Consider the following 24,341-nt stretch of genomic DNA (forward strand, 5'->3'; position numbering starts at 1 on the left):
AAAACCCGTGAGCTCAATATCAGCGTGTGATAAGCACATGCGATGAGAACGCGGGGAGCAGCAGTAAAAACATCGGTTGCCCACGTTGCCGTCTCCGGCATGATCGTGGCCGCGGCCGGCGTGGGGATCAGCCAAACCGTCAGCGCCGCGGCCACGCTGTTGGCCTCCACCGGTCCACTGGCCGGCAGCGTCACGGCGCTCATCCTGGGCGGCACCACCGAGCCGACGCCGTCACCGCAATTCGCGCGATCCGCCGAGAACCTGTTTCTGAACCCATTGGGATTCAACGGCGGATCAACCGACTCGACGGTCTGTTACATGGACGGCACCGACCCGTGCAGCGCCCCGCTGCAGGTGCTCACGACACCCGAACTGATCCAGCAGGGCCCGAGCAGTCTCACAGGCGCGTCGGCCATCGTGCTCGCCGTTCAGAACGAATTCAACGCCAACCCGGGCGCGTTCGACGCCGAACACCCGCTGACGATCTTCGGCTACTCCCAAAGCGCCACCGCCGAGTCGATCGCCATGACCCGGCTGGCCGAGCTCGGAATTCCCAGCGATTCATTGCATTTCGTGTTCATCGGCGACCCGTCGACTCCAGATGGCATCTGGCAACACGTGGAAGCGGCCATGGAGGCGACGCTCGGGCCCAGCCTGACGAACTATCTGCTCAATCTGTTCGGCATGACCGAAGTCCTCGGCAACCTCACCCCCAATGACCTCTACGCCACAACGATTTACGGCCTGCCGGGCGACCCGGTCGCCAACTTCACCGACGTCTATGCGGATAAAGGTCTGTTCGGCGCGCTGCTGGACATCCTCTGGCCGCACGTGTGGTACTTGGGCCTGACACCCGAGCAGGTCACCGACGCCACCACCACGGTCGACGGCGACCTGACCTACGTCAACATCGACGACAGCGACATCAACGGCCTCGATGCCTGGCTCAATGCCGTCTTCGTCGGCGGAGCAGCCAACAGCGGCATCTTCGAGAGCCTCTGGGACTCTTTGCAACTGCTGTTCAACGACTTCTTCTGATCGCGCCGACGGTGACCCCGGCGGCCTCCTCCAACACCTTGACGACCGAGGTGAAATCAGACTCGGGGCCCTGCTCGCGCAGCGTCGACTCCCACAGGCCGGCCACCGCGTCGGCGATTGGCCTCGGCAGGCCCAGCGCCTGCGCTTCGTCGAGGTAGAGCCGCACGTCCTTGACCATCAGGCCGGTCGCGAATCCGTAGTCGAAGGTGCGCGGCAACACCGCCTTGGGAAACTTGTCGCGGCTGGCGTGGGTTCCGCCCGAGCCGGCGTTGAGCACCTCGATCATCACCTGCGGGTCGAGGCCGGCCTTGACTCCCATCACCATGACTTCGGCGGTGGCGGCCAGTGTGGTGGCCGCCATCAGGTTGTTGACCAGTTTCATGGTCTGGGCGGCGCCGGGTTTCTCGTCGACGAAGATCGGGCGGCCCAGTTCCTCCAGCAGCGCCTTGGCGGTGTCGAACGCCGCGCGCGGCCCGGAGACCATGATGGCCAGGCCGCCCTGCTGCGCCCCGCCCACGCCGCCGCTGACCGGAGCGTCCAGCGCTGCGATTCCGCCGGCGGCCAGGGTGGCGTGGTTGCGTTGCGCCGCAGCACTTCCTACGGTCGACAGGTCGACGAACACCGCGACCTTGGCGCCATTGGTCACCTCCGCGGCTACCGCCGCCGACGCCTGCAACGACGGCAGGCTGGCCAACACGATCTCCGCCCGGTCGGCCACCGCGCGGGAAGAGGACGCACCATGGGCGCCGAAAGCCGCTGCCTGCTGCACTACTTCGACGCGTGGGTCATAGACGACCAGTTCGCGGCCCGCGGCCGCCAGCCGGTTGGCCATGGGAAATCCCATGTTGCCCAACCCGATGAAGCCGATCATCGCGCGCTCTCGTATTCGGCGAACGCTTCGCGGGCGATCCGGAAGCTGTCCACCGCGGCGGGAACGCCGGCGTAGATCGCCACCTGCATGAAAACCTCTCGGATCTCCTCGCGGGTGACGCCGTTGGTGAGCGCCCCTTTGACGTGAGTGCGCAGCTCATGGGGCCGGTTGAGCACCGCGATCATCGCCAGGTTGAGCATGCTGCGGGTCTTGCGCGACAGGCCGTCGCGTCCCCACACCGCGCCCCAGCAGTACTCGGTGACCAAGTCCTGGAACGGCTTCGAGAAGTCGTCACCGGTCTCGGCCTTGGCGACATAGGCGTCGCCCAGCACGGCCTTGCGGATTGCGCGGCCCCGCTCGTAGGTCGGTTGGTCCATGGTTCTCCTTGTGGCGATGCTGTCGGCGGAGTTGCGCCCCGTCGAGAACGACAGTGAGAACCCTAGACTCAAATATGAGAACGGGATAATCTCATCCAACACACAGCGGGGAGGGTGCGATGACTCAGGTCCAGGTTGGGAATGCGTACAAGGCGGTCGCCCAACTCGCGGTCGCCGGAATGCTGGCGGCCGCCGCCGGCGTGGGGGTCAGTCAGACCGTCAGCGCCGCGGCCACGCTGCTGGCGTCCACCGGTCCGCTGGCGGGCAGCCAGACGGCGCTCATCCTCGGCGGAACCGGCCAGCCGACGCCTTCACCCGAATTCGCGCGATCCGCCGAGAATCTCTACCTCAACCCGCTCGGTTTCAATGGCGGCTCGACCGACTCGACGGTCTGCTACATGGACGGCACCGACCCGTGCAGCGCCCCACTGCAGGTGCTGACCACCCCGGAACTGTTCCAGCAGGGCCCCAGTAGCCTCACCGGCGCGGGGCTCATCGTGCTCGCGGTCCAGAACGCCTTCGCCGCCAACCCGGGCGCCTACGATGCCGAACACCCGCTGACGATCTTCGGCTACTCCCAAAGCGCCACCGCCGAGTCGATCGCCATGACCCGGCTCGCCGAATCGGGCATCCCGCTGGACTCGCTGCATTTCGTGTTCATCGGCAACCCCTCCGCGCCGGACGGCGTCTGGCAGTACCTGGAAGCGGCGATGGAGGCGACGATCGGGCCCAGCCTGACGCACTATCTGCTGAATCTTCTCGGCATGACCGAAGTCCTCGGGAACCTGACGCCCAACGATCTGTACGCGGCCACCATCTACGGCCTGCCCGATGATCCGGTCTCCAACTTCGCCGACGTCTACGCCGCCGACGGCCTGTGGGGCGCGTTGCTGGGCATCTTCGGTGCCCACGTCGAGTACCTGGGGTTGACGCCGGACCAGATCGCCGACGCCACCACCACGGTCGACGGTGCCCTGACCTACGTCAATATCGACGACAGCGACATCAACGGCTTCGACGCCTGGCTCAGCGCCTTACTCTGGCACGGGGTCGCCACCAGCGATCCGTTCCAGGCCCTGTTCGACTCGATGAACCTGCTTTTCAGCAACTTCTTCTGAGCCGTGCACAGCCTGGAACGAATCGTGTTGGGGCCAGCGCAATTCCAATCAGCCGTGCGGGGCCTCGGATATCTTGCTGTCCGGAGTTCCCACCGTCTTGCAGTAAGTCGACACTGACAGTCGGGTCGCAGAAATCTCCAAATTGGAGGGGTCCGCGCCGCTCTTGTCTTTGAGCATCTTGCTGATTTCGTCGTCCTGCTTTTTCTCGTCCTGTTCGACGAAGTCCTTGCACCTGGTGTCGCCACCGGTGTTGATCACCTTCGATGCCGAGCACCCGCTGGACAGCAGCACACCCAGGCTCATGGCCCCAACCGCAACGTATTTCATCATCATCGCTCGCCCCTTACGCCTCGCGCCCGAACAGACGCAGCAGCCAGAGCAGGATGACCGCGCCCAGAATTGCGGTGAACAAGGTGAACCACCAGCCCCCGCTTGCCGTGTCGACGACGAAGCTGAGCAGAAAACCGCCGATCAAAGCGCCGACAACGCCGACGACGACATCGGTAAGCAGGCCGTACTTGGTCTTCATGATCATGCCTGCGATCCAGCCGGCAATGGCTCCGATAATGATGTAACCGATCCATCCGACACTGGTCAACGTGCTAGAGCGGGCCAGGAATTCAGTAGCCGCCACTGGGTCCATCGTGATCTCCTTTACAGCGCCTTCAATACACCGTCCTGATCGACGACGCGATGAATCAATACCCGTTTTGCGCGGTTACAAACCGCCGCATCCAGGCCGCCGAGAAGACGCGAAAGCCCCCATTCCGTTGCCGAAATGGGGGCTTTCGCGTCTTGTCGCGCCGGGCTAGTGCGCGTGCCCGTGATGCCCGTGGGCGTCAGCGGCCTCCTCGGCCGGCTTCTCCACCACCGCGGTCTCGGTGGTCAGCACCATCCGCGCCACCGAGGCGGCGTTGAGCACCGCCGACCGGGTCACCTTGACCGGGTCGACGATCCCGTCGGCGGCCAGGTCACCGTAGGTCAGCGTCGCAGCGTTGAAGCCCTGCCCGGCAGGCAGTTCGGCCACCTTGCTGGTCACCACGGCACCGTCGACGCCGGCGTTGGTGGCGATCCAGTACAGCGGTGCACTCAGCGCGGCGGCGAACACCTCGACGCCCAGCGCCTCGTCACCGCTCAGCGCGAGCTCCGACAGCGCCGCGCGGGCCTGCACCAGAGCGGCGCCGCCGCCGGGGACGATGCCCTCTTCGACCGCGGCCTTGGCCGCCGCCACCGCGTCCTCGACCCGGTGCTTGCGCTCCTTGAGCGCGGTCTCGGTGGCCGCACCGACCTTGATCACGGCCACGCCGCCGGCCAGCTTCGCCAGCCGCTCCTCGAGCTTTTCGCGGTCCCAGTCGGAGTCGGTCGCCTCGATCTCGGCGCGCAGCTGCTTGACCCGAGCGGCCACCTGGTCGGACCCGCCGGCTCCATCGACGATGACGGTGTCGTCCTTGGACACCACCACCCGGCGGGCGGAGCCGAGCACATCGAGACCGGCCTCGCGCAGCGTCAGGCCGACGTCAGGGTTGATCACCTGGGCGCCGGTGACCACCGCGAGATCCTCCAGGAACGCCTTGCGCCGGTCGCCGAAGTACGGCGCCTTGACCGCGACGGCCTTGAGGGTCTTGCGGATCGCGTTGACCACCAGCGTCGACAGCGGCTCACCCTCGACGTCCTCGGCGATGATCACCAGCGGCTTGCCCGCCTCGACGACCTTCTCCAGCAGCGGCAGCAGGTCGGGCAGCGAGCTGATCTTGTCCCGGTGCAGCAGGATCAGCGCGTCCTCCAGGACGGCCTCCTGCGCGTCGAAATCGGTGACGAAGTAGGCCGACAGGAAACCCTTGTCGAAGCCGACACCGTCGGTGATCTGCAGCTCGGTGGACAGCGTCGAGGACTCCTCCACGCTGACCACGCCGTCGCTGCCGACCTTGGTCATCGCCTCACCGACCAGCTCACCGATCTCCTCGTCGCGTGAGGACACGTTGGCCACCTGCGCGATCGACTCCTTGCCGGAGACCGGGGTGGCCGCGGCGAGCAACGCCGCCGACGCCGCGTCGGCCGCCTTGGCGATACCGGCGCCCAACGCGATCGGGTTGGCGCCGGCCGCGACGTTGCGCAGCCCGCCGGAGATGGTGGCCTGGGCCAGCACGGTGGCGGTGGTGGTGCCGTCGCCGGCCACGTCGTTGGTCTTGGTGGCCACCGACTTCACCAGCTGGGCGCCGAGGTTCTCGAACGGGTCCTCTAGGTCGATCTCACGGGCCACGGCGACGCCGTCCATGGTCACCGTCGGGCCGCCGAACGACTTGGCCAGCACCACGGTGCGGCCGCGCGGGCCCAGGGTGACCCGGACCGCGTCGGCCAGCTTGTCGACGCCGGCCTCCATGGCCCGGCGGGCAGCCTCGTTGAACTCAATCTGCTTGCTCATGGCTCTTCTCTCTGACGCGTGCCGCCCCGGAGATCCCCCCTAAACCAGATTGGTACGGGGATCTCCGGGGCGGGCACGGTGGTTGCTTGTGGCTACTTGCCGACGATGGCCAGCACGTCGCGCGCCGACAGGATCAGGTACTCCTCGCCGGCGTACTTGATCTCGGTGCCGCCGTACTTGCTGTAGATGACGACGTCGCCTTCCTTGACGTCCAGCGGGATCCGCTTGTCGCCATCCTCGTCCCACCGGCCGGGGCCGACGGCGACGACGGTGCCTTCCTGCGGCTTCTCCTTGGCAGTGTCCGGAATGACCAGACCGGAAGCGGTCGTGGTCTCGGCCTCGTTGGCCTGAACGAGGATCTTGTCCTCGAGTGGCTTGATGTTCACGCTCGCCACGATTGGAGCCCTCCACATTTGTCTGGATGCGACCCGGCTCACCGGGCCCATCGGAACGTACTTACTTAAGGTGTTCGGCATTCGTGCGCGTCCTCGCGTCGTCGTCGCGGGTGCCGAGCAAGGAATCGTCCGATTGCCACCTAGCACTCTATACATGAGAGTGCTAGCACTCAAGGTCGACCCGGTGCGAACCGCAACTTCTGCGCGAAGGTGCACATTGGTACGCCCGCAACGGCGTGTCGCGGTGCAAACACGCACGTTCGCCGGGGTGGGTCAGGCGACCTGGCACTGGACCACCGGCAGGCCCGGGTTCGTGGCCACATCCAGCGGCGACGGTGCCACCCCGGCGGCGATCAGGTGCGCCGCGAACGACGCGATCATCGCCCCATTGTCGGTGCACAATCGCAGCGGCGGGATCCGCAGTGTCAACCCGGCTGCCTGGCAGCGCTGCTCGGCCAGCTCACGCAACCGGGAATTAGCGGCCACCCCGCCGGCGATCAGCAGCGTGTCGACCCCGAGGTCGGTGGCGGCACGAACCGCCTTGGCGGTCAGCACGTCGGCGACCGACTCCTGAAAGCCGGCCGCCACGTCGGCGGGGACGAAGTCGGGGTTGCGCTCCACATAGCGGGCCACCGCGGTCTTCAGGCCGGAGAAGCTGAACGCATAGGGGTCATCGCGCGGGCCGGTCATCCCGCGCGGGAACGTGATCGCCTCGCGGTCGCCGGTGCGGGCCAGCTCGTCGAGCACCCGCCCGCCCGGATAGCCCAGCCCGAGCAGCCGGGCCACCTTGTCGTAGGCCTCCCCCGCGGCGTCGTCGACAGTGCTGCCCAGCTCGACGATCGGCTCCCCCAGCGACCGCACGTGCAGCAGGTGGGTGTGGCCGCCGGAGACCAGCAGCCCCACGCATTCGGGCAGCGGCCCGTGCGCGTAGACGTCGGCGGCCAGGTGCCCGCCCAGGTGGTTGACGGCGTAGAACGGCACGCCCCAGGCCGCCGCGTAGGCCTTGGCCGCGGCCGCGCCCACCAGCAGCGCCCCGGCCAGACCCGGTCCGATGGTGGCCGCCACGGCGTCGGGCTTGTCCACCCCCGCCGTCGCCAAGGCCCGGCGCATGGTCGGGCCCAGCGCCTCCAGGTGCGCCCGCGACGCGACCTCGGGCACCACCCCACCGAACCGGGTGTGCTCCTCCACGCTGGAGGCCACCTCGTCGGCCAGCAACGTCAGGGTGCCGTCGGCTTCCAGCCGGGTGATGCCGACACCTGTTTCATCGCACGAGGATTCGATGGCAAGCACGATCGTCATGGACAGGCCTCCCGCCGCATCATGTAGGCGTCCGCGCCATTGCGGTAGTAGCGCCGACGCAGCCCCGTCTCGACGAAGCCGACGTCGCGGTAGAGCGCGATCGCCGCGGCGTTGTCGGTGCGGACCTCCAGGTGTACGACGCCGCCGTCGGCGTAGGCCAGCAGGTCGGCCAGCAGCGTGCGGCCGATCCCGCGGCCCTGGTGGCCCGGGTCCACTCCGATGGTGTGCACCTCGAATTCGAACGGCGGGGTGCGCCCCAGCCGCGAGATCCCGGCGTAGCCCACGAGTGTGTCGCCGATGCGGGCCGCAACGTAGTGGTGATCGCGGGCACTGATCGCCCGGCGAAAAGCCGCGGCCGGCCACGGGTCGTCGCCGCCGAACAGCTTCGCCTCCAATTCGGCACAGCGCGGCGCGTCGGATTCGACCAACGGGCCGAGGGTGACCAGCGGCGTGGCGGACGCCGCCGGCTTGGCGTCGGGCCGGCGCAGATACATCGGCACCAGCGGCGCCGGATCGGCGTCCCAATCCCGCACCGCGGCAACCAGTCCCGCAGGCGTCGGGTAGGACACGTCGAGCGTCGGCAGGCCGAACAGTCCGGCGTGCGCTTGCGAGCCGGCCACCGCGAGGGCGTCGCCGGGATCGACGGCGGCCGGGGCGCTCACCGCCGGTCCGGCCACCCGGATCCCGTCGCGGTAGCGCGCCCAGTAGACCTCGCGGCGCCGGGCGTCGGTGACCACCAAGGTGGCGCCGGTGGTGCACACCCCGATCGCGTCCAGGCTGCACACGCCGAGCACCGGTATGCCCAGGGCGTGCCCGTAGGCGGCGGCACTGGCCATCCCGACCCGCAGACCGGTGAACGGCCCCGGCCCGCAACCCACCACCACCGCGGCCAGATCGGTCATGCTCAAGCCGGCATCGGCCAGGGCGGCAAGCACATTGGGGGTGAGTCGCTCCGCGTGCGCGCGGGCATCCAGCGTCACCCGCTCGGCCAATACGGTGCGCCGGTCGGTCTCGTCTAGGGCCACCACGCCCGCGGTAACCGCAGGCGTGGCGGTGTCAATGGTCAGGATCGCCCCGGTCATGGCGTCTGCCACCGCCACGTCGCGGTGCGCGCCTCGGATTCGGCGCCGCGGTCCAGCCGAATGTCCAGGTGCCGCTCGGAGAGTCGCTCGGCCAGTCCTTCGCCCCACTCGACCACGACGACGGCGTCGTCGAGTTCGGTGTCCAGGTCCAGCGAGTCCAGCTCGGCCAGCAGGTCCAGGCCCGACTCGTCGAGCAGCCGGTACAGATCGACGTGGATCATCGCCGGGGCGCCGGGACGGCGGGGCCGGTGTTCGCGGGCCAGCACGAACGTCGGCGAGGTGACCGGCCCGTCGACATCGAGAGCGGCAGCGATCCCCTTGGCCAGCACTGTTTTTCCGGCTCCGAGCGGACCGGACAGCACCACCACGTCGCCGGCGCGCAGCTGAGCGCCCAGTCGCGCGCCCAGCGCGATGGTGTCTTCGGCGGTCGCCAGGATCTGCGTTTCAGCCACCACGCCCGGCCTTCCGGCGCAACCGGCGAGTCAGCTCCACCCGGCGCGGTGTGGCCCGCTCGACCAAGCGCACCAGAGCGTCATCGATGACGTCGGGTTCCTCCAGCTGCACCAGGTGTCCGGCGCCGGGCACGATCACCAGCTCGCAATCCCACAGCACGGCCGCCATCGCCCGCGAATAGCCGTCTGGGGTAAGCAGATCGCGATCACCGCAAGCGACCAGGGTCGGGATCTTGGCCAGTGTCGCCAGCGCGGCGCTCTCGTCGTGCACCTCCAGCGCGTGCAAGAAACCCACCATGGTGGCGACCGGGGTGGTGTGCATCATCTCTTCGGAGAACGCCACCACGCTCGGGCTGATCTCGTCGGTGCCGTAGGAGGCCGCTCGCAGGATCGGGGAGATCACCCGGCGGGCCGCGCCGCGTCCGCGGTGCACCAGCTTGGGTGCGTAGCGCACGCTGAACTGGACGGCCTCCAGGGCCGGGTTGCGCAGAATCTCCCCGAGCGGCGATCGGGAAACCCCTCTGGCCGCCGAGGAGATCAGTGCTGCGCCGACGATCTTGCTGCCGTAGTGCTGGGGAAACTGGCGGGCGTGCGACAGCACGGTCATGCCGCCCATCGAATGCCCGACCAGCACCACCGGACCGCGCGGCGCCGCCACCTGCAGCACCAACTCCAGGTCCTGACCGAGCCGCGGCACGGTGTAACTCGCAGGCGAGCCGACGGTCGAGTCGCCGTGGCCGCGCTGGTCATAGAAGACCATCCGCACCTGCCTGCCCCACTCGGCGGTCAGCCGGGCCCGCTGAAAGTGAAAAGAGCCCATCCGCAAACAAAATCCGTGCGCGAACACCACGGTCAGCGGCGCGTTGCGGGGTCCCACGTCGCGCACCGCCAGTTCGACGCCGTCGTCGGTGACAACCACCGAACTGTGGTCGTGCGCCAGAATTTCGAAATCCTCGGCCGCGTAGGGATCTTCGGCAGTGGTGCGCCGGGTTACCGAGCGCGCGACGGCGGACCCGGCAATGGTGCCCACGGCGGACAGCCCAGCCGCCCCGGCCAGCCAGGTTCGTCTTCTAGCGGCCATTGGCACCCCGATACGTCCTGGCCACCCGTCCGCGTGGTGAGTTCACCACCTCGTAATGGATGGTTCCCAGCTCGTCGGCCCAGTCCTGGGCCAACGGCTCGCCGCTCGCACCGGGCCCGAACAGCACGACCTCGTCGCCCTCGGTGACGTCGACCGGCCCGGGACCGAGGTCGACGACGAACTGGTCCATGCACACCCGCCCGACGCTGCGCCGGCGCCGGCCGTTGATCAGCACCTCGAAGCGTCCACTCAACGGGCGGAACACCCCGTCGGCGTACCCCATCGGCACCAGCGCCACGGTGGTGTCGGCCTCGGCGATCCAGGTGTGCCCGTAGGAGACGCCCTCCCCCGCTTTCAACGAGCGCACCAGTACCACAATGGATTTCAGCGTCATGGCCGGGATGAGGCCCATGTCGCCGCGCTCCGGAATCGGACTCAGGCCGTATAGGGCGATTCCCGGCCGCACCATGTCGAAGGCCAGGTCGGGGCGGCTCATCACCCCGGCCGAGTTGGCCAGGTGCGCCACCTCGAATTTCAGGCCCTGATCGTGAGCCAGGCTCAGCATGTCGGAGAACCGCCCGGCCTGAAGGTCATTGACCGGGCTGGCGGCCTCGTCGGCGCAGGCCAGGTGCGACATCAGGCCCCGCACCCGGACCGCGTCGTCGGCGACGGCGCGGCGCAGCGCGCTCAGCAGCTCCGGGTAGCCGGCGGCACCGACACCGTTGCGGTTCATCCCGGTGTCGGCCTTGACCGTGACCGTCGCGGTGCGGCCGGTGCGTCCCACCGCGTCGAGCAACTCGTTCAGCTGGCGCACCGAGGCAACCGCGATCTGCACGTCGGCGGCCAGGGCGGGCGCAAAGTCGGTGTCGGGCCCATGCAGCCACGCCAGCACCGGGGCGGCGATGCCGGCCGCCCGCAACGCCAGCGCCTCGTCGACGGTGGCGACCCCGAGTTCGGCGGCACCGGCCGCCAGCGCCGCGCGCGCCACCTGGACCGCACCATGACCGTAGCCATCGGCCTTGACCACAGCCATCAGTTCGGCGGCGCCGGCCTGGTCGGACAGCACCCGCACGTTGTGGGCTATGGCGTCCAGGTCCACCAGCGCTTCACCGAGCAGGCCGGCCGTTCGGGATGTGGCAGTCATGTCACCGTCAATTGTCCCAGAACCACCCGTATGCCCCGCCGCCCGCGCCGAGTGTGCAACCACTGCGAAAAAACGGGCGAAAAATCGCAGCTGTTACACACTCGGCGGCGGGAGGGGGCCGAAGGCTCGGAGGGAGGTGACCGAAGGGCGAGGAAGGCGGCCGAAGGCCGAGGAATCTAATGCGCGAAGTGCTGCTCATCGTCGTAGTGCCCCTCGGGCTTGACCCGGTCCACGGCGGTCACCGACTTCACGATGTCATCGAACAACGCCCGGGCCAGGTCCGCCGACAGGCCCTCGCGGACCACCACCCGCAGCACCGCGACGTCCTCGGCGCCCTCCGGCATGGTGTAGGCCGGCACCTGCCAGCCGAAGGTGCGCAGCTCGTGGGAGACGTCGAACTCGGTGTAGCCGCGCTTCCCGGTGAGGCGGCACGACACCACCGGGATCGCCGAGCCGTCGCTGATCACCTCGAAGTGCTCGCTGGCGGCCAGCTGACGCGCGAGCCAGCGCGCGGTGTCGGACAAGGTCCGCATCACCTCGGTGTAGCCGCTGCGGCCCAGCCGCAGGAAGTTGTAGTACTGGCCGACGACCTGGTTGCCCGGCCGGGAGAAGTTCAGCGTGAAGGTGGGCATGTCCCCGCCCAGGTAGTTGACCCGGAACACCAGTTCCTCGGGCAGATAGTCGGCGGCCCGCCACACCACGAAGCCGATGCCGGGGTAGGTCAGCCCGTACTTGTGGCCGCTGACGTTGATCGACACCACCCGCGGCAGCCGGAAGTCCCATTTGAGATCCGGGTGCAGGAAAGGCACCACGAACCCACCACTGGCCGCGTCGACATGCACAGGCACATCCACGCCGCCCCCGGTGGCCACCTTGTCCAGCGCCGCGCAGATCGCCTCGACGGGCTCGAGCTCGCCGGTGTAGGTGGTGCCCAGGATCGCCACCACCCCGATGGTGTTCTCGTCGACGGCGTCGATCACCTGCTCGGGGGTGATCACGTAGCGGCCCTCGGCCATCGGCAGGTAGCGGGGCTCGACATCGAAGTAGCGGCAGAACTTCTCCCACACCACCTGGACGTTGGCGCCCATCACCAGGTTGGGCGTGCGCCCCTGCCAGTCGCCGACCTTGGCCCGCCAGCGCCACTTCATCGCCAGCCCGCCGAGCATCACCGCCTCGGACGACCCGACGGTGGAGACCCCGATGGCGCTGGCCGGGTCGTCGTCGCGCAGGTTCTCGGCGTGGAACAGGTCGGCGACCATCGACACGCAGCGCTGCTCGATGGCCGCGGTGGCCGGGTATTCGTCCTTGTCGATCATGTTCTTGTCGAACGACTCCGCCATCAGCGTCGCCGCCTCGGGGTCCATCCAGGTGGTGACAAAGGTGGCCAGATTCAGCCGGGAACTGCCGTCGAGCATCAGCTCGTCGTGGATGAAGCGGTAGGCGGCCTGCGGGTCCATCGGGTCGTCGGGCATCCGCAACGCCGGGACCGGAGCGGTGAACAGCCGCCCGGTGTAGGCGGGGGCGACGGTGTGCGCGGGGACTGACGGATGGGAATGGGACACGGCATCTCCTCTATAGCTGGGCCAGGGCGGTGCGGATGTGGGCCAAGATGCGCGACGCCGACGTCGGGGTGTCGCCGGGACCGGGATCGGCGGCCGAAGCCGCGGCAGCGCGGGTATGCACGAACGCGGCTGCGGCAGCGGCCTTCCCGGCGGGCAGCCCGGAGGCCAGCAGGGCGCCGATCATCCCGGACAGCACGTCGCCGGAGCCGGCGGTGGCCGCCCAGGACCCGCCGGCGGGGTTGAGATAAACCGGGCCGGACGGGTCGGCGACGACGGTGACGTTGCCCTTGAGCAGCACAGTGGCCCCGAACTTCTCGGCAAGGGCGCGGGCCGCACCCACCCGGTCTGGCCCGGGCGGGTGGCCGGCCAGCCGGGCGAACTCGCCGGCGTGCGGGGTGAGCACCGTCGGGGCCTGTCGATCGGCCACCAGCGAGGGGTGGGCGGCCAGGATGGTCAGCGCGTCGGCATCGACGATCACCGGCAGGTCGGTGCCGAGCGCGAACCACAGTGCGGCCGCCCCCGCCTCGTCGGTGCCCAGCCCCGGCCCGACGGCCCAGGCCTGCACCCGGCCGGCCGCCGCCGGGCTGGGCGCGGCCACCACCTCGGGCCAGTGCGAAACAACTTGCGCGGCAGCACTTCCGGCGTAGCGCACCATGCCGGAGGTGGCGGCCACCGCCGCGCCGGCGCACAGGATCGCCGCGCCCGGGTAGGTCGCTGAGCCGGCCAGGATTCCGGTGACGCCCTGGGTGTACTTGTCGTCGCGCGGGCCGGGCGCCGGCCAGCACGCCTCGACGTCGGCGGCAGTCAGGCTGTGGATGTCGGTGGCCGGCAGGTCCAGGCCGATGTCGACGAGTTCGACGCGGCCGCAGTCCCCCAGTGCGTGCACCGGTTTGAGGCCACCGAAGGTGACGGTCAGCGCAGCGTGCACCGCCGGGCCGTCCGCCGCGCCGGTGTGCGGGTCCAGGCCGCTGGGGATGTCGACGGCCACCACCGGGATGCCCGCAGCTTCGGCGGCAGCGAAGATCTCCGCGGCGCCCGGGCGCAAGGCTCCACGCCCGGAGATGCCGACCACCCCGTCGATCACCAGATCCGTTGCGGGCGGCACCGTGTCGACGATCCGGCCGCCGGCCCTGACGAAAGCCGCCAGGCCCTTGGCGTGGGCGCGCTCCGGGTTGAGCAGGATCGCACTGGCCGCCGCGCCGCGTCGGCGCAGAAACGTGGCCGCCCACAAGGCGTCGCCGCCGTTGTCGCCGGAACCCACCACCGCGCACAGGCGGCGGCCGGCCACCGCGCCGGTGCGGGAGGTCAGTTCACGGCCGATCGCGGTGGCCAGTCCGAACGCCGCCCGACGCATCAGCGCGCCGTCGGGCAGGCTTGCCAGCAGGGGCGCCTCGGCGGCGCGGATCTCCTCGACGGTGTAGTAGTGCCGCATCGGTGTCAGGCTAGTTGCCCGGTCCGGACCTCGGGGTCAGTCGGACGCGCCGGGTGGTGCCGGGTCAGCGGATAGCAGCACAATCCGATCAGTACGGCGGCGGCGTGGCCGACCGCGGTGAAGTCGGGCCTGAGCACCAACGGCACCGTGAATATGACCAGCAGCACGACGACATAGCCCCAGCGCCACGGCCGGCGGATCCGGTAGGTCAGCACCGCCATCACGCCGACCAGGAAGTAGCTGACCCCGATATCGCGGGCGTAGGTCAGCTGCTCCGATTCCCGGTGCAGGTGGATCAACACGTAGAGCGCGCCCTCGCTGAGATAGGTCGCGCCCGCATGGGAGATCAACCCGACCAGCAGCCAACGCAGATGTCCCAGCCAGTGCTCCGCGGGAGCCAGGAACAGCGTGAACAGCACCAGATACGGCGTGAGATCCTTGCCGTCGATCCACAGCAGGCTCGAGACCAGCACCTCGAGCGGGTCGGTGGCCAGATGGTGCAGGTTGGTCGACTGCTCGACGAGCATGGAGTGCCATCGGGGACCCGCCAGGTGCTGGATGGCGGTGGTGACCCCCAGCACCGCCAACCACAGGTAGGTCAGCGGGGCGCTGTGCACGAAGTGCCACGCCGCGGCCAGGCGGGTCCTGACGTCTGCCACGGCGTACAGCCTCGCATGGCGGACTGTTACGGGCCATCCACTGATAACGTCTCCTCAAAATCAGGCCGTCCGTTTGCGACCGGCACCGATGGGATGGGGTGCACCGATGAACGAACCGCACCGACCAATTCCTAACCCGCACGACCCGACGCAGTTTGCGCCGACGAGCGGACCCATGCGGACGCCCGGCGGTCATACGCCGCCGTCCTGGCCGCCGATGCCGCCGGGTCCGCCACCGCACGGCAACCGCCGACTGATATGGGTCCTGCTGGGGCTGGTCTGCGTGTTGACCGTAGCCGCCGTGGTGCTCGCCATGAACGTCGTCGGCGGTGGCCGGCACGAGAATGCGCAGTCCAGCGCGACAACCTCATCGGCGGCTTCCAGCGACCAAGCGCCGGTACCGGTATCCGCTCTCGAAGGCCTGCTGCCGACCAAAGAAGTCGTCTCCTCCGCAGCGAGCGATCCCGGCATCGGCCTCGTCACCGACGGTGCAGCTATCGACACCGACGCCATGGTGGACGCCGACTGCCAAGGGATAGCCTCTGTTGCCGGGCCGGTTTACGCCGGTTCCGGCTGGACCGCTATCCGCTGGCAGCGGTGGAACAGTCCCGCCGAACCCGATCCACCCACTTGGGTGCACCAAGCCATGGTGTCGGTAGCGACCTATCCACAAGCCGAAGCGGCCCGCACCTTCTACACCAAGCAGAGCGCAGCATGGCATAAGTGCTCAGGTCGCAACATCAATTTCCGCATACCCGCTGTCACGGACTCACCCGACCAGTTCTGGTCGGTCGGGGGCATCACCGACTCCGATGGGGTGCTTAAGACGACCCTAACCAGCGAGGGGGGCGGTGGCTGGTCGTGCCAGCACACGCTGAGCGTTCGCAACAACATTGTTGTCCGCATCAGTGCGTGCGCATACACAGATTCAGCAGCGGTGGCCCAGACGATCCTCGACTCGGTCAACCAGAAGATCGACGCGGCAGCGTGAGAAGGAGCGCAACCGCTACGCCGGGGAAGGCTCCCGAGATCGCCGCCAGCCCATGCGGTCCTGAGGTCCGGCCGGCACCGATAGGGCGGGTGCACCGATGAACGAGCCGCAGGGTCCGGTTCCTCATCCATACGACCCGACACGGTTTACGCCTATAAACGGACCCACCCCACCGTGGCCGGGCGGTCAGGTGCCGCCGTCTTGGCCACCGATGCCGCCGAGTCCGCCGCCCCACGGCAACAGGCGACTGATATGGGCGCTCATGGGATTGGTGTGCGTGCTGACCGTGACCACCGTAGTGCTCATCGTGGCACTCGCCGGTCGTGACCGGCACGCGACCGCGCGATCTGAACCGACTGCGCGTTCCAGCGCGACATCGTCAATTGCGGCCCCCGCCGGCCGGGCACCGGTACCCGTCGCCGCTCTCCTCGACCTACTACCGGACAGGGCTGTCGTCTCTTCCGCGGTGGAAGACCCCGACATCGACCTAGTCACGCACGGCGAGTACATCGACGCCGAAGATTTGGTGGATGCCGATTGCCAAGGGATCCCCTCCGTTGCCTCGCGGGTCTACGCAGGCTCCGGTTGGACTGCTATCCGCTGGCAACGATGGAACAGCCCGGCCGGACCCGATTCCCCCAACTTGGTGAACCATGTTTCGCTGTCCGTAGCCACCTATCCGCAAGCCGACGCTGCCAGGGTGTTCTACACCAATCAGAGCACTGCGTGGCGGAAGTGCAACATTCGCATTATCAACAGTCGCTTGGCCAGTGCGAAAGCATCAGCGGACCAACGCTGGTTCATCGACAATGTCACCGACTCCAACGGTGTACTCGCTGCCATCATGATGGACGACGCCAACCCCGACTGGTTCTGTCAAACCAGGCTGACCGCGCGCAACAACGTTGTTGTCCGCGTCGGAGTTTGCGCACACACAACCTCGGCAACGCCAGCAGAGACGCTGCTCGCATCGATCACCCGGAAAATTGACGCGATCGGCTGAGTCCGGTGTACAACCAGTCCACCGGTTCTGACGTGGGCGTACAGCCTCGCACAGATGGCAATCCTTGATCGGTCACGACGGCTGGCGTATCGTCCGTTTCAATTTCGCGACGCACGGTAGCGGATCGACGGAAAGGGCTTCAGTTGGTGCGCAACCGCTACGCCGGAGAACCGTTCACCACTGCGACTTCCGAGATCGCCGCCGCCCTCGAGCAGGTCAGCATCCCCACCTTGCTGCTGTCGTGCGTGCACATCACCGGCGATCCCCGGTTCATCCGCGAGTTCGCGCAGAACGGGATCTTCCTCAACGAGATCCAGGGCTTCATGTCCGAGGAGGACAAGGCCCGCGCCCGCGCCGAGGCGTTGCCGGTGATCGTCGACTATCGCGACCGGGGTTGCCCGCAGCCCGCGCCGCTGCCCGCCGAGCTCATCAAGGAGATGATGGACTGGGCGGCCTGCGAAACCGTGCCGGATGACTACCTGGGCCTGCTCGCCGAAGAGCTGGACCTGGACGGCGTCGACCCGCGCCGACCCGCATCCCTGGATCGCGACCGGGCGGCAGAACTGCCGGTGGTGGTGATCGGCTGCGGAGAATCCGGTGTGCTGGCCGGAATCCGTCTGGCGCAGGCCGGCATTCCCTTCACCATCGTGGAGAAGAACGCCGGTCCGGGCGGCACGTGGTGGGAGAACGATTACCCGGGCGCCCGGGTGGACGTGGCCAACCACTTCTACTGCTTCAGTTTCGCGCCCAACAACAATTGGGGGCACTACTTCGCCGAACAGCCGGAGCTGCAGGCTTATTTCAGTGATCTGATCACCAAACACGGTCTGGACGAACACATTCGGTGGCGCACCGAGGTCACCGAGGCGGCCTGGGACGACGACACCGGCACCTGGACCCTGACCACCGCGGCCGGCGAGCAGTTGCGGGCACGCGCGGTGATCACCGCGGTCGGCCAACTCAACCGTCCGCACCTGCCGGACTTCGACGGCGCGGACAGCTTCACCGGGCCGTCGTTTCACTCCGCGGCCTGGGACCACAGCGTCGATGTGACCGGCAAGCGGGTGGCGCTGATCGGGGCGGGCGCCAGCGGTTTCCAGATCGCGCCCGCCATTGCGGGAAAGGTGGAGCACCTCACGGTGTTTCAGCGCACCGCGCAGTGGATGTTCCCCAACCCGATGTATCACGACCCGGTCGACGACGGAGTGCGCTGGGCGCTGGAACATCTGCCGTTCTACGGCCGCTGGTACCGGTTTCTGCTGCTGTGGCCCGGCGCCGACAAGGGCCTGGAGGCCGCCCGAGTCGACCCGGACTATCCCGACCAGGACTACGCGGTCAGCGAGATCAACGCCCTGGCCCGGCAGATGTTCACCGGCTGGATCACCGGCCAGGTCGGCGACGACGAGGAGTTGCTGGCCAAGGTGCTGCCGGACTACCCGGCCACCGGAAAACGCACCCTGCAGGACAACGGCACCTGGCTCAAGACCCTGCAGCGCGACAACGTCGAGCTGGTGCGTACCGGTATCGAGCGGATCACTCCGCGCGGCGTGCAGACCGAAGACGGCGCCCACCACGACGTCGATGTGATCGTGTACGCCACCGGCTTTCGGCACACCGACGTGCTGTGGCCGATGCGGGTCACCGGCCGCGACGGCACCGATCTACACGCGCTGTGGGGCAGCCGGCCGTACGCGTATCTGGGCATCACCGTGCCCGGGTTCCCGAACTTCTTCCTGCTCTACGGTCCCGGTGCACATCTGGCGCACGGCGGCAGCCTGATCTTCAACTCGGAGCTGGAGATGCGCTACATCGACGCCTGCCTGGCCAAGCTCGCCGGCGAGGGCCTGCACGCGATCGAACCGACCGCCCACGCCGCCGCCGAGTGGCATCGGGCCACCCAGGAGGAGATCGTCAAGATGGTGTGGGCGCACCCGGCGATCACGCATTCCTACTTCAAGAACGCCGACGGCGAGATCCACACCGTGAGCCCGTGGCGGCTCGACGAGTACTGGGCGGCGGTGCGCGAACCGGACTGGTCGCAGTTCGTCATCACCGAAGGAGGCCGCAGTTGAGCGGAGTCGTCATCACCGGTGCGGCATCGGGAATCGGCCGGGCGTGCGCTGCGGCGCTGATCGCCGAGGGGCGCCGGGTGGCGTTGTGGGACATCGCCGAAGCTGTCCACGACGTTGCCGACGGTCTGGGCATGCCCGGCGCGGTGGTCGATGTCTGCGACGACGCCGCGCTGCCCGCCGCGGTCGCTGCCGCGGCCGACGCACTCGACGGTATCGACGGGCTGGTGCATGCGGCCGGGCGGGTGCTGCCCGAACCGGTCGGCGCCTACACCGGTGAATCCTGGGACGCCGTCATGGACGTCAACCTGCGCGCCCAGGCGATGCTGGTGCAGCTGATGCTGCCGCATCTGGAGGCGGTCACCCGGGCCGGCGGTCACCCGGCGGTGGTCGGTATCTCCAGCATCGAGGGGCTGACCGCCAATCCGTTCATCCCGGCCTACTGCGCCTCCAAGGCCGGCCTGCTCGGGTTGACCCGGTCGATGGCCGCGCAGCTGGGCCCGGCCGGGATCCGGGTCAACGCGGTCTGTCCGGGCTTCATCGAAACCCCGATGCTGCAGATTGCCCTCGACGTCGAAGAGGTGGCAGCAGGTTTCGTGGCCGCCGCGCCGCTGGGCCGCATCGGTCAGCCCGCCGAGGTGGCCGAGGTGGTGGCCTTCCTGATGTCGCCGCGGGCGTCGTTCGTCACCGGAACCCAGATCGTCGTCGACGGTGGCGTTACCGCCCGCCATCCGTGACGGCTCAGAAGACTTGGCTCTGCGGTGCCGCTATGACGAAACCGTGCGTAACCACAGGACCTGTGATGACATCGCCGGGCCGTTGGGGTTCTTTGAGCACACAGACCAATTCAGTCGACGGCGGGACACCGCAGACCATCGACTGGGTGGGCGAGAAATCCCAGAACACGATCTTGTGTCCGACCGGAAGCCTTGCGACCGGTGGGGTGCCGCCAACCAGAGCGTCCGGCGGGCCGGCCACGAAACGCGCCGGCATGGTTCCCTTGCCGTAGATCCCGGGCAGCTGCACCGAACGGGCGTCTGTCGGCGCCCCCGGAATGTCGCCCGTGCAGTTGACGTCATGGGTGATCCTCCCGTGCCACACCCGGCAGACCAGCCCCGAATCGGTGGCGAAGACCATGTTGGGGGCACGCTGCAGATCGCTGACAGAACCGGGCAGCGTCCCGCTGTCGTCGATCAGCGAGTCGACATCAGGGATCGCCGGCGCCGCAACGGCATTCGGCACCATCATCAACAGCGCCGCCGACGTTACCGCCACCGCCAGTGCCCGCCGCGCCACGCAAAGCCCCTCATTCGCCGTCAAACCCTCAACCTACGAGCGGCGCGCCCGCAGGTCAACGCCGGTGCGAACCGCCCACCCGACGGCGACGCTACCGCCCGGCCTCTACCAAATCGTGCTGCGGCGCCCCCACGTCGGGTGCCGCCGCATCCGGCTCGGGCTTCAGGTCCCGCCACCAGCAGTAGATGAACAGCAGCATCGACATCACCAGCGCGACGATCACCCAGAGTGTGATCGTGACGTCAATCCAGGATCCGATCGGCGGAGCGTCCGGCAGCGCGTTTCGCAGCGGGACTACCGCGAAAAGCATTGCCGCATACCATGTCGTCATCGGCGGCTGAAATTTGCGCCAACCCAGGAACGTCAGGTTTGCGACGACGACAGCCACCGCGGCCAGCGCGATCAAGACGCCTACGATCACGGCGCCGAAAGCCATGGTATTGGGTGACCGGTGCAGCGTGATCCGGTACGGGCCGCCGTCGTCGCGGTCGCTGACAATCTCGTTCTTCCATCCGGCAATGTGGTCGACGAACGTCACCGACATGCGTTCCGGGACCGCGGCATCCCCGCGGAGGACGTCGACGGTGATCGGCCCGGTGTGGTAGTGATCGAACGGCCACTTCGCCGAGTTCCCGGAGATGGTCAAGGGAACCGGGAACTCACCGGGCATCATGCCCTTCGTCCAGCTGCGCTTCGTCGGCGTTACCGCGGAGTGCACCGCGATGCTGAGGTCTTGCGTGAGGCCGTGCCTGACCGGATCGAGCAATGCCGGCCCCGGGTTGATGGCGACCTTGCCCGTCAGCGTGCCTTTCACCGTCTGAAGATCCTCGATGTCGATGGTCACGGTGGTTCCATCGGCCGACGCCAAACCTTCAGTGAGGCGAAGGGGGCATCCGCACCCCGCGCGCTCGTACAGTACGACGGTGACGAGGTAGGACGCGACGAAGAAGACCGTCATGCCGAGGAGCAGAAGGACCCGGGGCCGCTTGAAGTGAACAGCAGGGCCATCGTTGGACAAGACTGCGCTCCCTCAATGGGTCAGTTCGATCGTCGACAACAACGGCTGCATCGTCTCATCGCCGCCGTGATCGCCGCTGAGTTTTCGACGGACGGGCGACACAAATTGATCTGCTGCAATCAGATTGCGACGTCGGCGAGCATCGACGACGAGTCCGTGCATCACCGCCGGGCCGAGCGTCGTCGCGGGGAACGCCCCTATTCGACGGTGACCGACTTGGCCAGGTTGCGCGGCTTGTCTACGTCGTACCCCCGAGCCTGCGCCACCCCGGCGGCGAACACCTGCAGCGGGATGGTCGACAGCAGCGGCTGGTAAAGCGTTGGCACAGCCGGGATCTCGATCAGGTGGTCGGCGTAGGGCCGCACCGTCTCATCGCCCTCTTCGGCGATCACGACGGTGACCGCACCACGGGCCTGGATCTCGCGGATGTTGGAGAGCAGCTTGGAGTGCAGCACCGCGGCGTTCTTGGGCGAGGGCATCACGACGATCACCGGTAGGTCGTCCTCGATCAGCGCGATCGGGCCGTGCTTGAGCTCACCGGCGGCGAAACCCTCGGCGTGCATGTAGGCCAGTTCCTTGAGTTTGAGCGCGCCTTCCAGCGCCACCGGGTAGCCGACGTGCCGGCCCAAGAACAGCACCGCGGGCGACCTGGCGAACCGCCGCGCCAGCTCGGCCACCGACTCCGTGCCGTCGAGCACCCGCGACACCAGGTCGGGCATCGCCTCCAGTTGCCGGTACTCGCGCTCTACCTCGTCGGGGTATTTGGTGCCCCGGGCCTGGGCCAGCGCCAGACCGACCAGATAGTTCGCGGTGATCTGGGCCAGGAACGTCTTGGTCGACGCCACACCGATCTCCGGTCCGGCGCGGGTGTAGATCACCGCGTCGCACTCGCGGGGGATCTGCGAGCCGTTGGTGTTGCAGACCGCCAGCACCTTGGCCTTCTGTTCCTTGGCGTGCCGGACGGCTTCGAGGGTGTCGGCGGTCTCGCCGGACTGGCTGATCGCCACCACCAGGGTGCTGCGGTCCAGGACCGGGTCGCGATAGCGGAACTCACTGGCCAGCTCGACCTCCACCGGCAGCCGCGTCCAGTGTTCGATTGCGTACTTGGCCAGCAGACCGGAGTGATACGCGGTGCCGCAGGCCACCACGAACACCTTGTCGATCTCGCGCAGTTCCTGGTCGGAGAGCCGCCGCTCGTCGAGCACGATGCGGCCGTCCTCGAAGTGCCCGAGCAGCGTCTCGGACACCGCGGTGGGCTGCTCGGCGATCTCCTTGAGCATGAAGTACTCGTAGCCGCCCTTTTCGGCAGCAGACAGGTCCCAGTCGATATGAAACCGGCGAGCAGTGCCGGCCATATCCTTGCCGGCGAAGTCGGTGATGCGGTAGCTGTCCGCGGTGATCACCACCGCCTGGTCCTGACCCAGCTCGACCGCGTCGCGGGTGTAGGGGATGAACGCCGCCACGTCGGAGCCGAGGAACATCTCGCCCTCGCCGATGCCGATCACCAGCGGGGTGGATCGCCGCGCCGCCACGATGGTGCCGGGCTCATCGGCGTGCGCGAACACCACCGTGAAGTGCCCCTCCAGCCGGCGCAGCACCGCCAGCGCCGAGGCCACGAAGTCCCCGGCGGTGTCGCCGTGCCGGTATTGGCGGGCCACCAGGTGGGCGGTCACCTCGGTGTCGGTCTCGCTGGTGAACTCCACGCCCTCGCGTTCCAGCTCGTCGCGCAGCGCGGCGAAGTTCTCGATGATGCCGTTGTGCACGACGGCGAATTGGGAGGCCGCGTCGCGGTGCGGGTGGGCGTTGCGGTCGGTGGGCCGGCCGTGGGTGGCCCAGCGGGTGTGGCCGAGCCCGGTGCCGCCGGCCAACAGGGCCGGATCGGTGGCGGCCAGTTCGGCCTCCAGGTTGGCCAGCCGGCCCGCGCGGCGGCGGATGGTGAGCTGACCGACACCGTCGACGACGGCGATCCCGGCGGAGTCGTAGCCGCGGTATTCCATGCGGCGCAGTGCCTCGATGACGACGTCGCGGGCGGGCCGCTGCCCGACGTAGCCGACGATTCCGCACATAGCTGTTCAGGGTAGTGCAACGGCGGGCGCGCCAATGGAATCGTGCAGGTCAGCGAAGCCTTGATCGTCGCCTGCCGCGGTGCGTTAACGTCATCGGGTGGCCAGCATCAAGCGTCTCTACACCGCATTGACCCGCCCCGGTCCGCACCGCGTCCTGCGGGGCGATCTGGCCTATGCGGGCCTGGCCGGTGTGGTCTACACCCCGGCATCCGGTTACCGGCTGCCTGCGGTGACGTTCGGCCATGACTGGCTGACCCGGGCCGACCGCTACGCCGGCCTGCTGGAGCACCTGGCGTCCTGGGGCATTGTGGCCGCGGCCCCCGACACCGGACGGGGGCTGGCACCGTCGGTGCTGGACCTGGCCGCCGACCTGGGCCGTGCCCTGGAGATCGCCACCGAGATCCGGTTGGGGCCGGGCCGGATCAGCGTAGACCGCAACCGGCTCGCGGTGGCCGGCCACGGCTTCGGCGGATCGGCGGCGGTGTTCGCCGCCGCCGGGTCGTCGGTGAAACCGAAAGCGGTGGCATCGATTTTCCCGACGGTCACCGTCCCGCCCGCCGAGCAGCCGGCGGCGATGCTGGAGACCCCCGGCGTGATCTTCAGCAGCATCGGGGACCCGAATGCGCTGCGCTCCAACGCCATCGAGCTGGCCCATGCCTGGCCTGCAGCGACGCTGCGGGTGATCACCAAGTCCTCGCCGGCCGGTCTGCCGCAGGGCCGCCGGCTGTCGGGTTTCTTCGGGCTGCCGGGCTCGGACCGTCGTACCCAGCGGCGGGTGCGGGCGTTGTTGACCGGCTATCTGCTGGCCGAGGTGGCCGGGGACAAGGCTTACCGGGAGTTCGCCGATCCGGCAGTGCGGCTACCGCATACCGAGGCGCTCGACGCGCTGCCGGAGCTGGTGAGCCCCGAGGAGAAGATCGCCGCGCTGCTCAAGTAGGACGCTGGCAAACGACGACGGCCGTCGAG

Annotated in this window: 24 protein-coding genes and 1 pseudogene; 7 read left to right on the plus strand and 18 right to left on the minus strand. The window is 68.3% G+C overall.

What is annotated here, in order from left to right; genetic code table 11:
- Positions 1-99: 99 nt before the first annotated feature.
- Positions 100-1,038, plus strand: a complete 939-nt coding sequence (locus AC5Y31_RS17610; RefSeq protein WP_499981862.1) for a PE-PPE domain-containing protein — start codon at positions 100-102, stop codon at positions 1,036-1,038.
- Here AC5Y31_RS17610 and AC5Y31_RS17615 read toward each other — a convergent pair.
- Both AC5Y31_RS17615 and AC5Y31_RS17620 read right to left on the minus strand, forming a co-directional pair.
- Positions 1,022-1,909, minus strand: a complete 888-nt coding sequence (locus AC5Y31_RS17615; protein WP_499981863.1) for an NAD(P)-dependent oxidoreductase — start codon at positions 1,907-1,909, stop codon at positions 1,022-1,024. The two genes, AC5Y31_RS17610 and AC5Y31_RS17615, sit on opposite strands and share 17 nt — an antisense overlap.
- Positions 1,906-2,286: a carboxymuconolactone decarboxylase family protein gene (locus AC5Y31_RS17620; protein WP_499981865.1), complete on the minus strand. Its 381-nt coding sequence runs from the start codon at positions 2,284-2,286 to the stop codon at positions 1,906-1,908. The genes AC5Y31_RS17615 and AC5Y31_RS17620 overlap by 4 nt, the downstream gene beginning before the upstream one ends.
- Positions 2,287-2,405: 119 nt before the next feature.
- On the opposite strand from AC5Y31_RS17620, the gene AC5Y31_RS17625 reads away from it, so the two are divergent.
- A complete protein-coding gene (locus tag AC5Y31_RS17625) occupies positions 2,406-3,404 on the plus strand; it encodes a PE-PPE domain-containing protein (RefSeq protein ID WP_234787484.1) in 999 nt (332 codons plus the stop codon).
- A gap of 48 nt (positions 3,405-3,452) precedes the next feature.
- On the opposite strand, the gene AC5Y31_RS17630 is transcribed toward AC5Y31_RS17625, so the two are convergent.
- The 13 genes and pseudogenes from AC5Y31_RS17630 to AC5Y31_RS17690 all read right to left on the minus strand — a co-directional run bounded on the left by AC5Y31_RS17630 (position 3,453) and on the right by AC5Y31_RS17690 (position 14,932).
- Positions 3,453-3,734: a hypothetical protein gene (locus AC5Y31_RS17630; protein WP_065026147.1), complete on the minus strand. Its 282-nt coding sequence runs from the start codon at positions 3,732-3,734 to the stop codon at positions 3,453-3,455.
- Positions 3,735-3,747: 13 nt separating this feature from the next.
- The gene (locus tag AC5Y31_RS17635; protein ID WP_065026109.1) at positions 3,748-4,047 is read right to left on the minus strand and encodes a GlsB/YeaQ/YmgE family stress response membrane protein; all 300 of its coding nucleotides are present in this window, start codon (positions 4,045-4,047) and stop codon (positions 3,748-3,750) included.
- 165 nt (positions 4,048-4,212) lie between these two features.
- Positions 4,213-5,826 (minus strand): chaperonin GroEL, encoded by a 1,614-nt coding sequence (gene groL / locus AC5Y31_RS17640; RefSeq protein WP_499981867.1) that lies wholly within the window; start codon positions 5,824-5,826, stop codon positions 4,213-4,215.
- A gap of 92 nt (positions 5,827-5,918) precedes the next feature.
- Positions 5,919-6,221 carry a co-chaperone GroES gene (groES, locus tag AC5Y31_RS17645; RefSeq protein WP_019736720.1) on the minus strand — a complete coding sequence of 101 codons (303 nt, stop codon included), beginning with the start codon at positions 6,219-6,221 and terminating at the stop codon, positions 5,919-5,921.
- Between the two features lie 273 nt (positions 6,222-6,494).
- Positions 6,495-7,520 carry a tRNA (adenosine(37)-N6)-threonylcarbamoyltransferase complex transferase subunit TsaD gene (gene tsaD, locus AC5Y31_RS17650; protein WP_499981868.1) on the minus strand — a complete coding sequence of 342 codons (1,026 nt, stop codon included), beginning with the start codon at positions 7,518-7,520 and terminating at the stop codon, positions 6,495-6,497.
- Positions 7,517-7,948, minus strand: coding sequence for a ribosomal protein S18-alanine N-acetyltransferase (gene rimI / locus AC5Y31_RS17655; RefSeq protein ID WP_301636207.1), 432 nt, complete (start codon positions 7,946-7,948; stop codon positions 7,517-7,519). Before rimI ends, tsaD begins: the two co-directional genes overlap by 4 nt.
- 21 nt (positions 7,949-7,969) lie before the next feature.
- Positions 7,970-8,602 (minus strand): annotated as a pseudogene (gene tsaB / locus AC5Y31_RS17660) (tRNA (adenosine(37)-N6)-threonylcarbamoyltransferase complex dimerization subunit type 1 TsaB); the annotation flags it as partial.
- Positions 8,599-9,054, minus strand: a complete 456-nt coding sequence (gene tsaE, locus AC5Y31_RS17665; RefSeq protein WP_499981870.1) for a tRNA (adenosine(37)-N6)-threonylcarbamoyltransferase complex ATPase subunit type 1 TsaE — start codon at positions 9,052-9,054, stop codon at positions 8,599-8,601. The gene tsaE and the pseudogene tsaB, both read right to left, overlap by 4 nt.
- A complete protein-coding gene (locus tag AC5Y31_RS17670; protein WP_065026146.1) occupies positions 9,047-10,135 on the minus strand; it encodes an alpha/beta fold hydrolase in 1,089 nt (362 codons plus the stop codon). The genes tsaE and AC5Y31_RS17670 overlap by 8 nt, the downstream gene beginning before the upstream one ends.
- Positions 10,125-11,279, minus strand: a complete 1,155-nt coding sequence (gene alr, locus AC5Y31_RS17675) for an alanine racemase (protein WP_499981872.1) — start codon at positions 11,277-11,279, stop codon at positions 10,125-10,127. The genes AC5Y31_RS17670 and alr overlap by 11 nt, the downstream gene beginning before the upstream one ends.
- A gap of 176 nt (positions 11,280-11,455) precedes the next feature.
- Complete coding sequence (gene gad / locus AC5Y31_RS17680) at positions 11,456-12,841, minus strand: glutamate decarboxylase (protein ID WP_499981873.1); 1,386 nt, start codon at positions 12,839-12,841, stop codon at positions 11,456-11,458.
- Between the two features lie 10 nt (positions 12,842-12,851).
- The gene (locus AC5Y31_RS17685; RefSeq protein WP_499981874.1) at positions 12,852-14,273 is read right to left on the minus strand and encodes an NAD(P)H-hydrate dehydratase; all 1,422 of its coding nucleotides are present in this window, start codon (positions 14,271-14,273) and stop codon (positions 12,852-12,854) included.
- Positions 14,274-14,278: 5 nt separating this feature from the next.
- Positions 14,279-14,932 carry a rhomboid-like protein gene (locus AC5Y31_RS17690; RefSeq protein ID WP_499981876.1) on the minus strand — a complete coding sequence of 218 codons (654 nt, stop codon included), beginning with the start codon at positions 14,930-14,932 and terminating at the stop codon, positions 14,279-14,281.
- A 106-nt stretch (positions 14,933-15,038) separates the two neighbouring features.
- Between AC5Y31_RS17690 and AC5Y31_RS17695 the strand changes: the two genes are divergently transcribed.
- The 4 genes from AC5Y31_RS17695 (at position 15,039) to AC5Y31_RS17710 (ending at position 19,732) form a co-directional block, all read left to right on the plus strand.
- Positions 15,039-15,923, plus strand: coding sequence for a sensor domain-containing protein (locus AC5Y31_RS17695; RefSeq protein ID WP_499981878.1), 885 nt, complete (start codon positions 15,039-15,041; stop codon positions 15,921-15,923).
- 262 nt (positions 15,924-16,185) lie between these two features.
- Complete coding sequence (locus AC5Y31_RS17700) at positions 16,186-16,926, plus strand: sensor domain-containing protein (protein ID WP_267887786.1); 741 nt, start codon at positions 16,186-16,188, stop codon at positions 16,924-16,926.
- A 146-nt stretch (positions 16,927-17,072) separates the two neighbouring features.
- Positions 17,073-18,998, plus strand: a complete 1,926-nt coding sequence (locus AC5Y31_RS17705; protein ID WP_499981879.1) for a flavin-containing monooxygenase — start codon at positions 17,073-17,075, stop codon at positions 18,996-18,998.
- Positions 18,995-19,732 (plus strand): SDR family NAD(P)-dependent oxidoreductase, encoded by a 738-nt coding sequence (locus AC5Y31_RS17710; protein ID WP_499981880.1) that lies wholly within the window; start codon positions 18,995-18,997, stop codon positions 19,730-19,732. Before AC5Y31_RS17705 ends, AC5Y31_RS17710 begins: the two co-directional genes overlap by 4 nt.
- Positions 19,733-19,736: 4 nt before the next feature.
- Here AC5Y31_RS17710 and AC5Y31_RS17715 read toward each other — a convergent pair whose 3' ends face one another.
- The 3 genes from AC5Y31_RS17715 to glmS form a co-directional block, all read right to left on the minus strand.
- A complete protein-coding gene (locus AC5Y31_RS17715; protein ID WP_499981881.1) occupies positions 19,737-20,291 on the minus strand; it encodes a hypothetical protein in 555 nt (184 codons plus the stop codon).
- A gap of 91 nt (positions 20,292-20,382) precedes the next feature.
- On the minus strand, positions 20,383-21,249 hold the full coding sequence (locus AC5Y31_RS17720; RefSeq protein WP_499981882.1) for a DUF4436 domain-containing protein: 867 nt from the start codon (positions 21,247-21,249) through the stop codon (positions 20,383-20,385).
- A gap of 257 nt (positions 21,250-21,506) precedes the next feature.
- Positions 21,507-23,375 carry a glutamine--fructose-6-phosphate transaminase (isomerizing) gene (glmS, locus tag AC5Y31_RS17725; protein ID WP_499981884.1) on the minus strand — a complete coding sequence of 623 codons (1,869 nt, stop codon included), beginning with the start codon at positions 23,373-23,375 and terminating at the stop codon, positions 21,507-21,509.
- 97 nt (positions 23,376-23,472) lie between these two features.
- Here glmS and AC5Y31_RS17730 point away from each other — a divergent pair, with 97 nt between their 5' ends.
- Positions 23,473-24,312, plus strand: coding sequence for a dienelactone hydrolase family protein (locus tag AC5Y31_RS17730; RefSeq protein WP_499981886.1), 840 nt, complete (start codon positions 23,473-23,475; stop codon positions 24,310-24,312).
- The last annotated feature ends 29 nt before the right edge of the window (positions 24,313-24,341 follow it).

It is taken from the genome of Mycobacterium sp. NGS18 (assembly GCF_059813185.1).

Coding starts and splice junctions, on each gene's coding strand:
- AC5Y31_RS17630 (WP_065026147.1), bottom strand. CDS start 3,734: ATGATGAAATACGTTGCGGTTGGGGCCATGAGCCTGGGTGTGCTGCTG.
- AC5Y31_RS17610 (WP_499981862.1), top strand. CDS start 100: ATGATCGTGGCCGCGGCCGGCGTGGGGATCAGCCAAACCGTCAGCGCC.
- AC5Y31_RS17685 (WP_499981874.1), bottom strand. CDS start 14,273: ATGCGGCACTACTACACCGTCGAGGAGATCCGCGCCGCCGAGGCGCCC.
- AC5Y31_RS17635 (WP_065026109.1), bottom strand. CDS start 4,047: ATGGACCCAGTGGCGGCTACTGAATTCCTGGCCCGCTCTAGCACGTTG.
- glmS (WP_499981884.1), bottom strand. CDS start 23,375: ATGTGCGGAATCGTCGGCTACGTCGGGCAGCGGCCCGCCCGCGACGTC.
- AC5Y31_RS17615 (WP_499981863.1), bottom strand. CDS start 1,909: ATGATCGGCTTCATCGGGTTGGGCAACATGGGATTTCCCATGGCCAAC.
- AC5Y31_RS17695 (WP_499981878.1), top strand. CDS start 15,039: ATGAACGAACCGCACCGACCAATTCCTAACCCGCACGACCCGACGCAG.
- AC5Y31_RS17620 (WP_499981865.1), bottom strand. CDS start 2,286: ATGGACCAACCGACCTACGAGCGGGGCCGCGCAATCCGCAAGGCCGTG.
- groL (WP_499981867.1), bottom strand. CDS start 5,826: ATGAGCAAGCAGATTGAGTTCAACGAGGCTGCCCGCCGGGCCATGGAG.
- tsaD (WP_499981868.1), bottom strand. CDS start 7,520: ATGACGATCGTGCTTGCCATCGAATCCTCGTGCGATGAAACAGGTGTC.
- AC5Y31_RS17625 (WP_234787484.1), top strand. CDS start 2,406: ATGACTCAGGTCCAGGTTGGGAATGCGTACAAGGCGGTCGCCCAACTC.
- AC5Y31_RS17700 (WP_267887786.1), top strand. CDS start 16,186: ATGGGATTGGTGTGCGTGCTGACCGTGACCACCGTAGTGCTCATCGTG.
- alr (WP_499981872.1), bottom strand. CDS start 11,279: ATGACTGCCACATCCCGAACGGCCGGCCTGCTCGGTGAAGCGCTGGTG.
- AC5Y31_RS17670 (WP_065026146.1), bottom strand. CDS start 10,135: ATGGCCGCTAGAAGACGAACCTGGCTGGCCGGGGCGGCTGGGCTGTCC.
- AC5Y31_RS17720 (WP_499981882.1), bottom strand. CDS start 21,249: ATGACGGTCTTCTTCGTCGCGTCCTACCTCGTCACCGTCGTACTGTAC.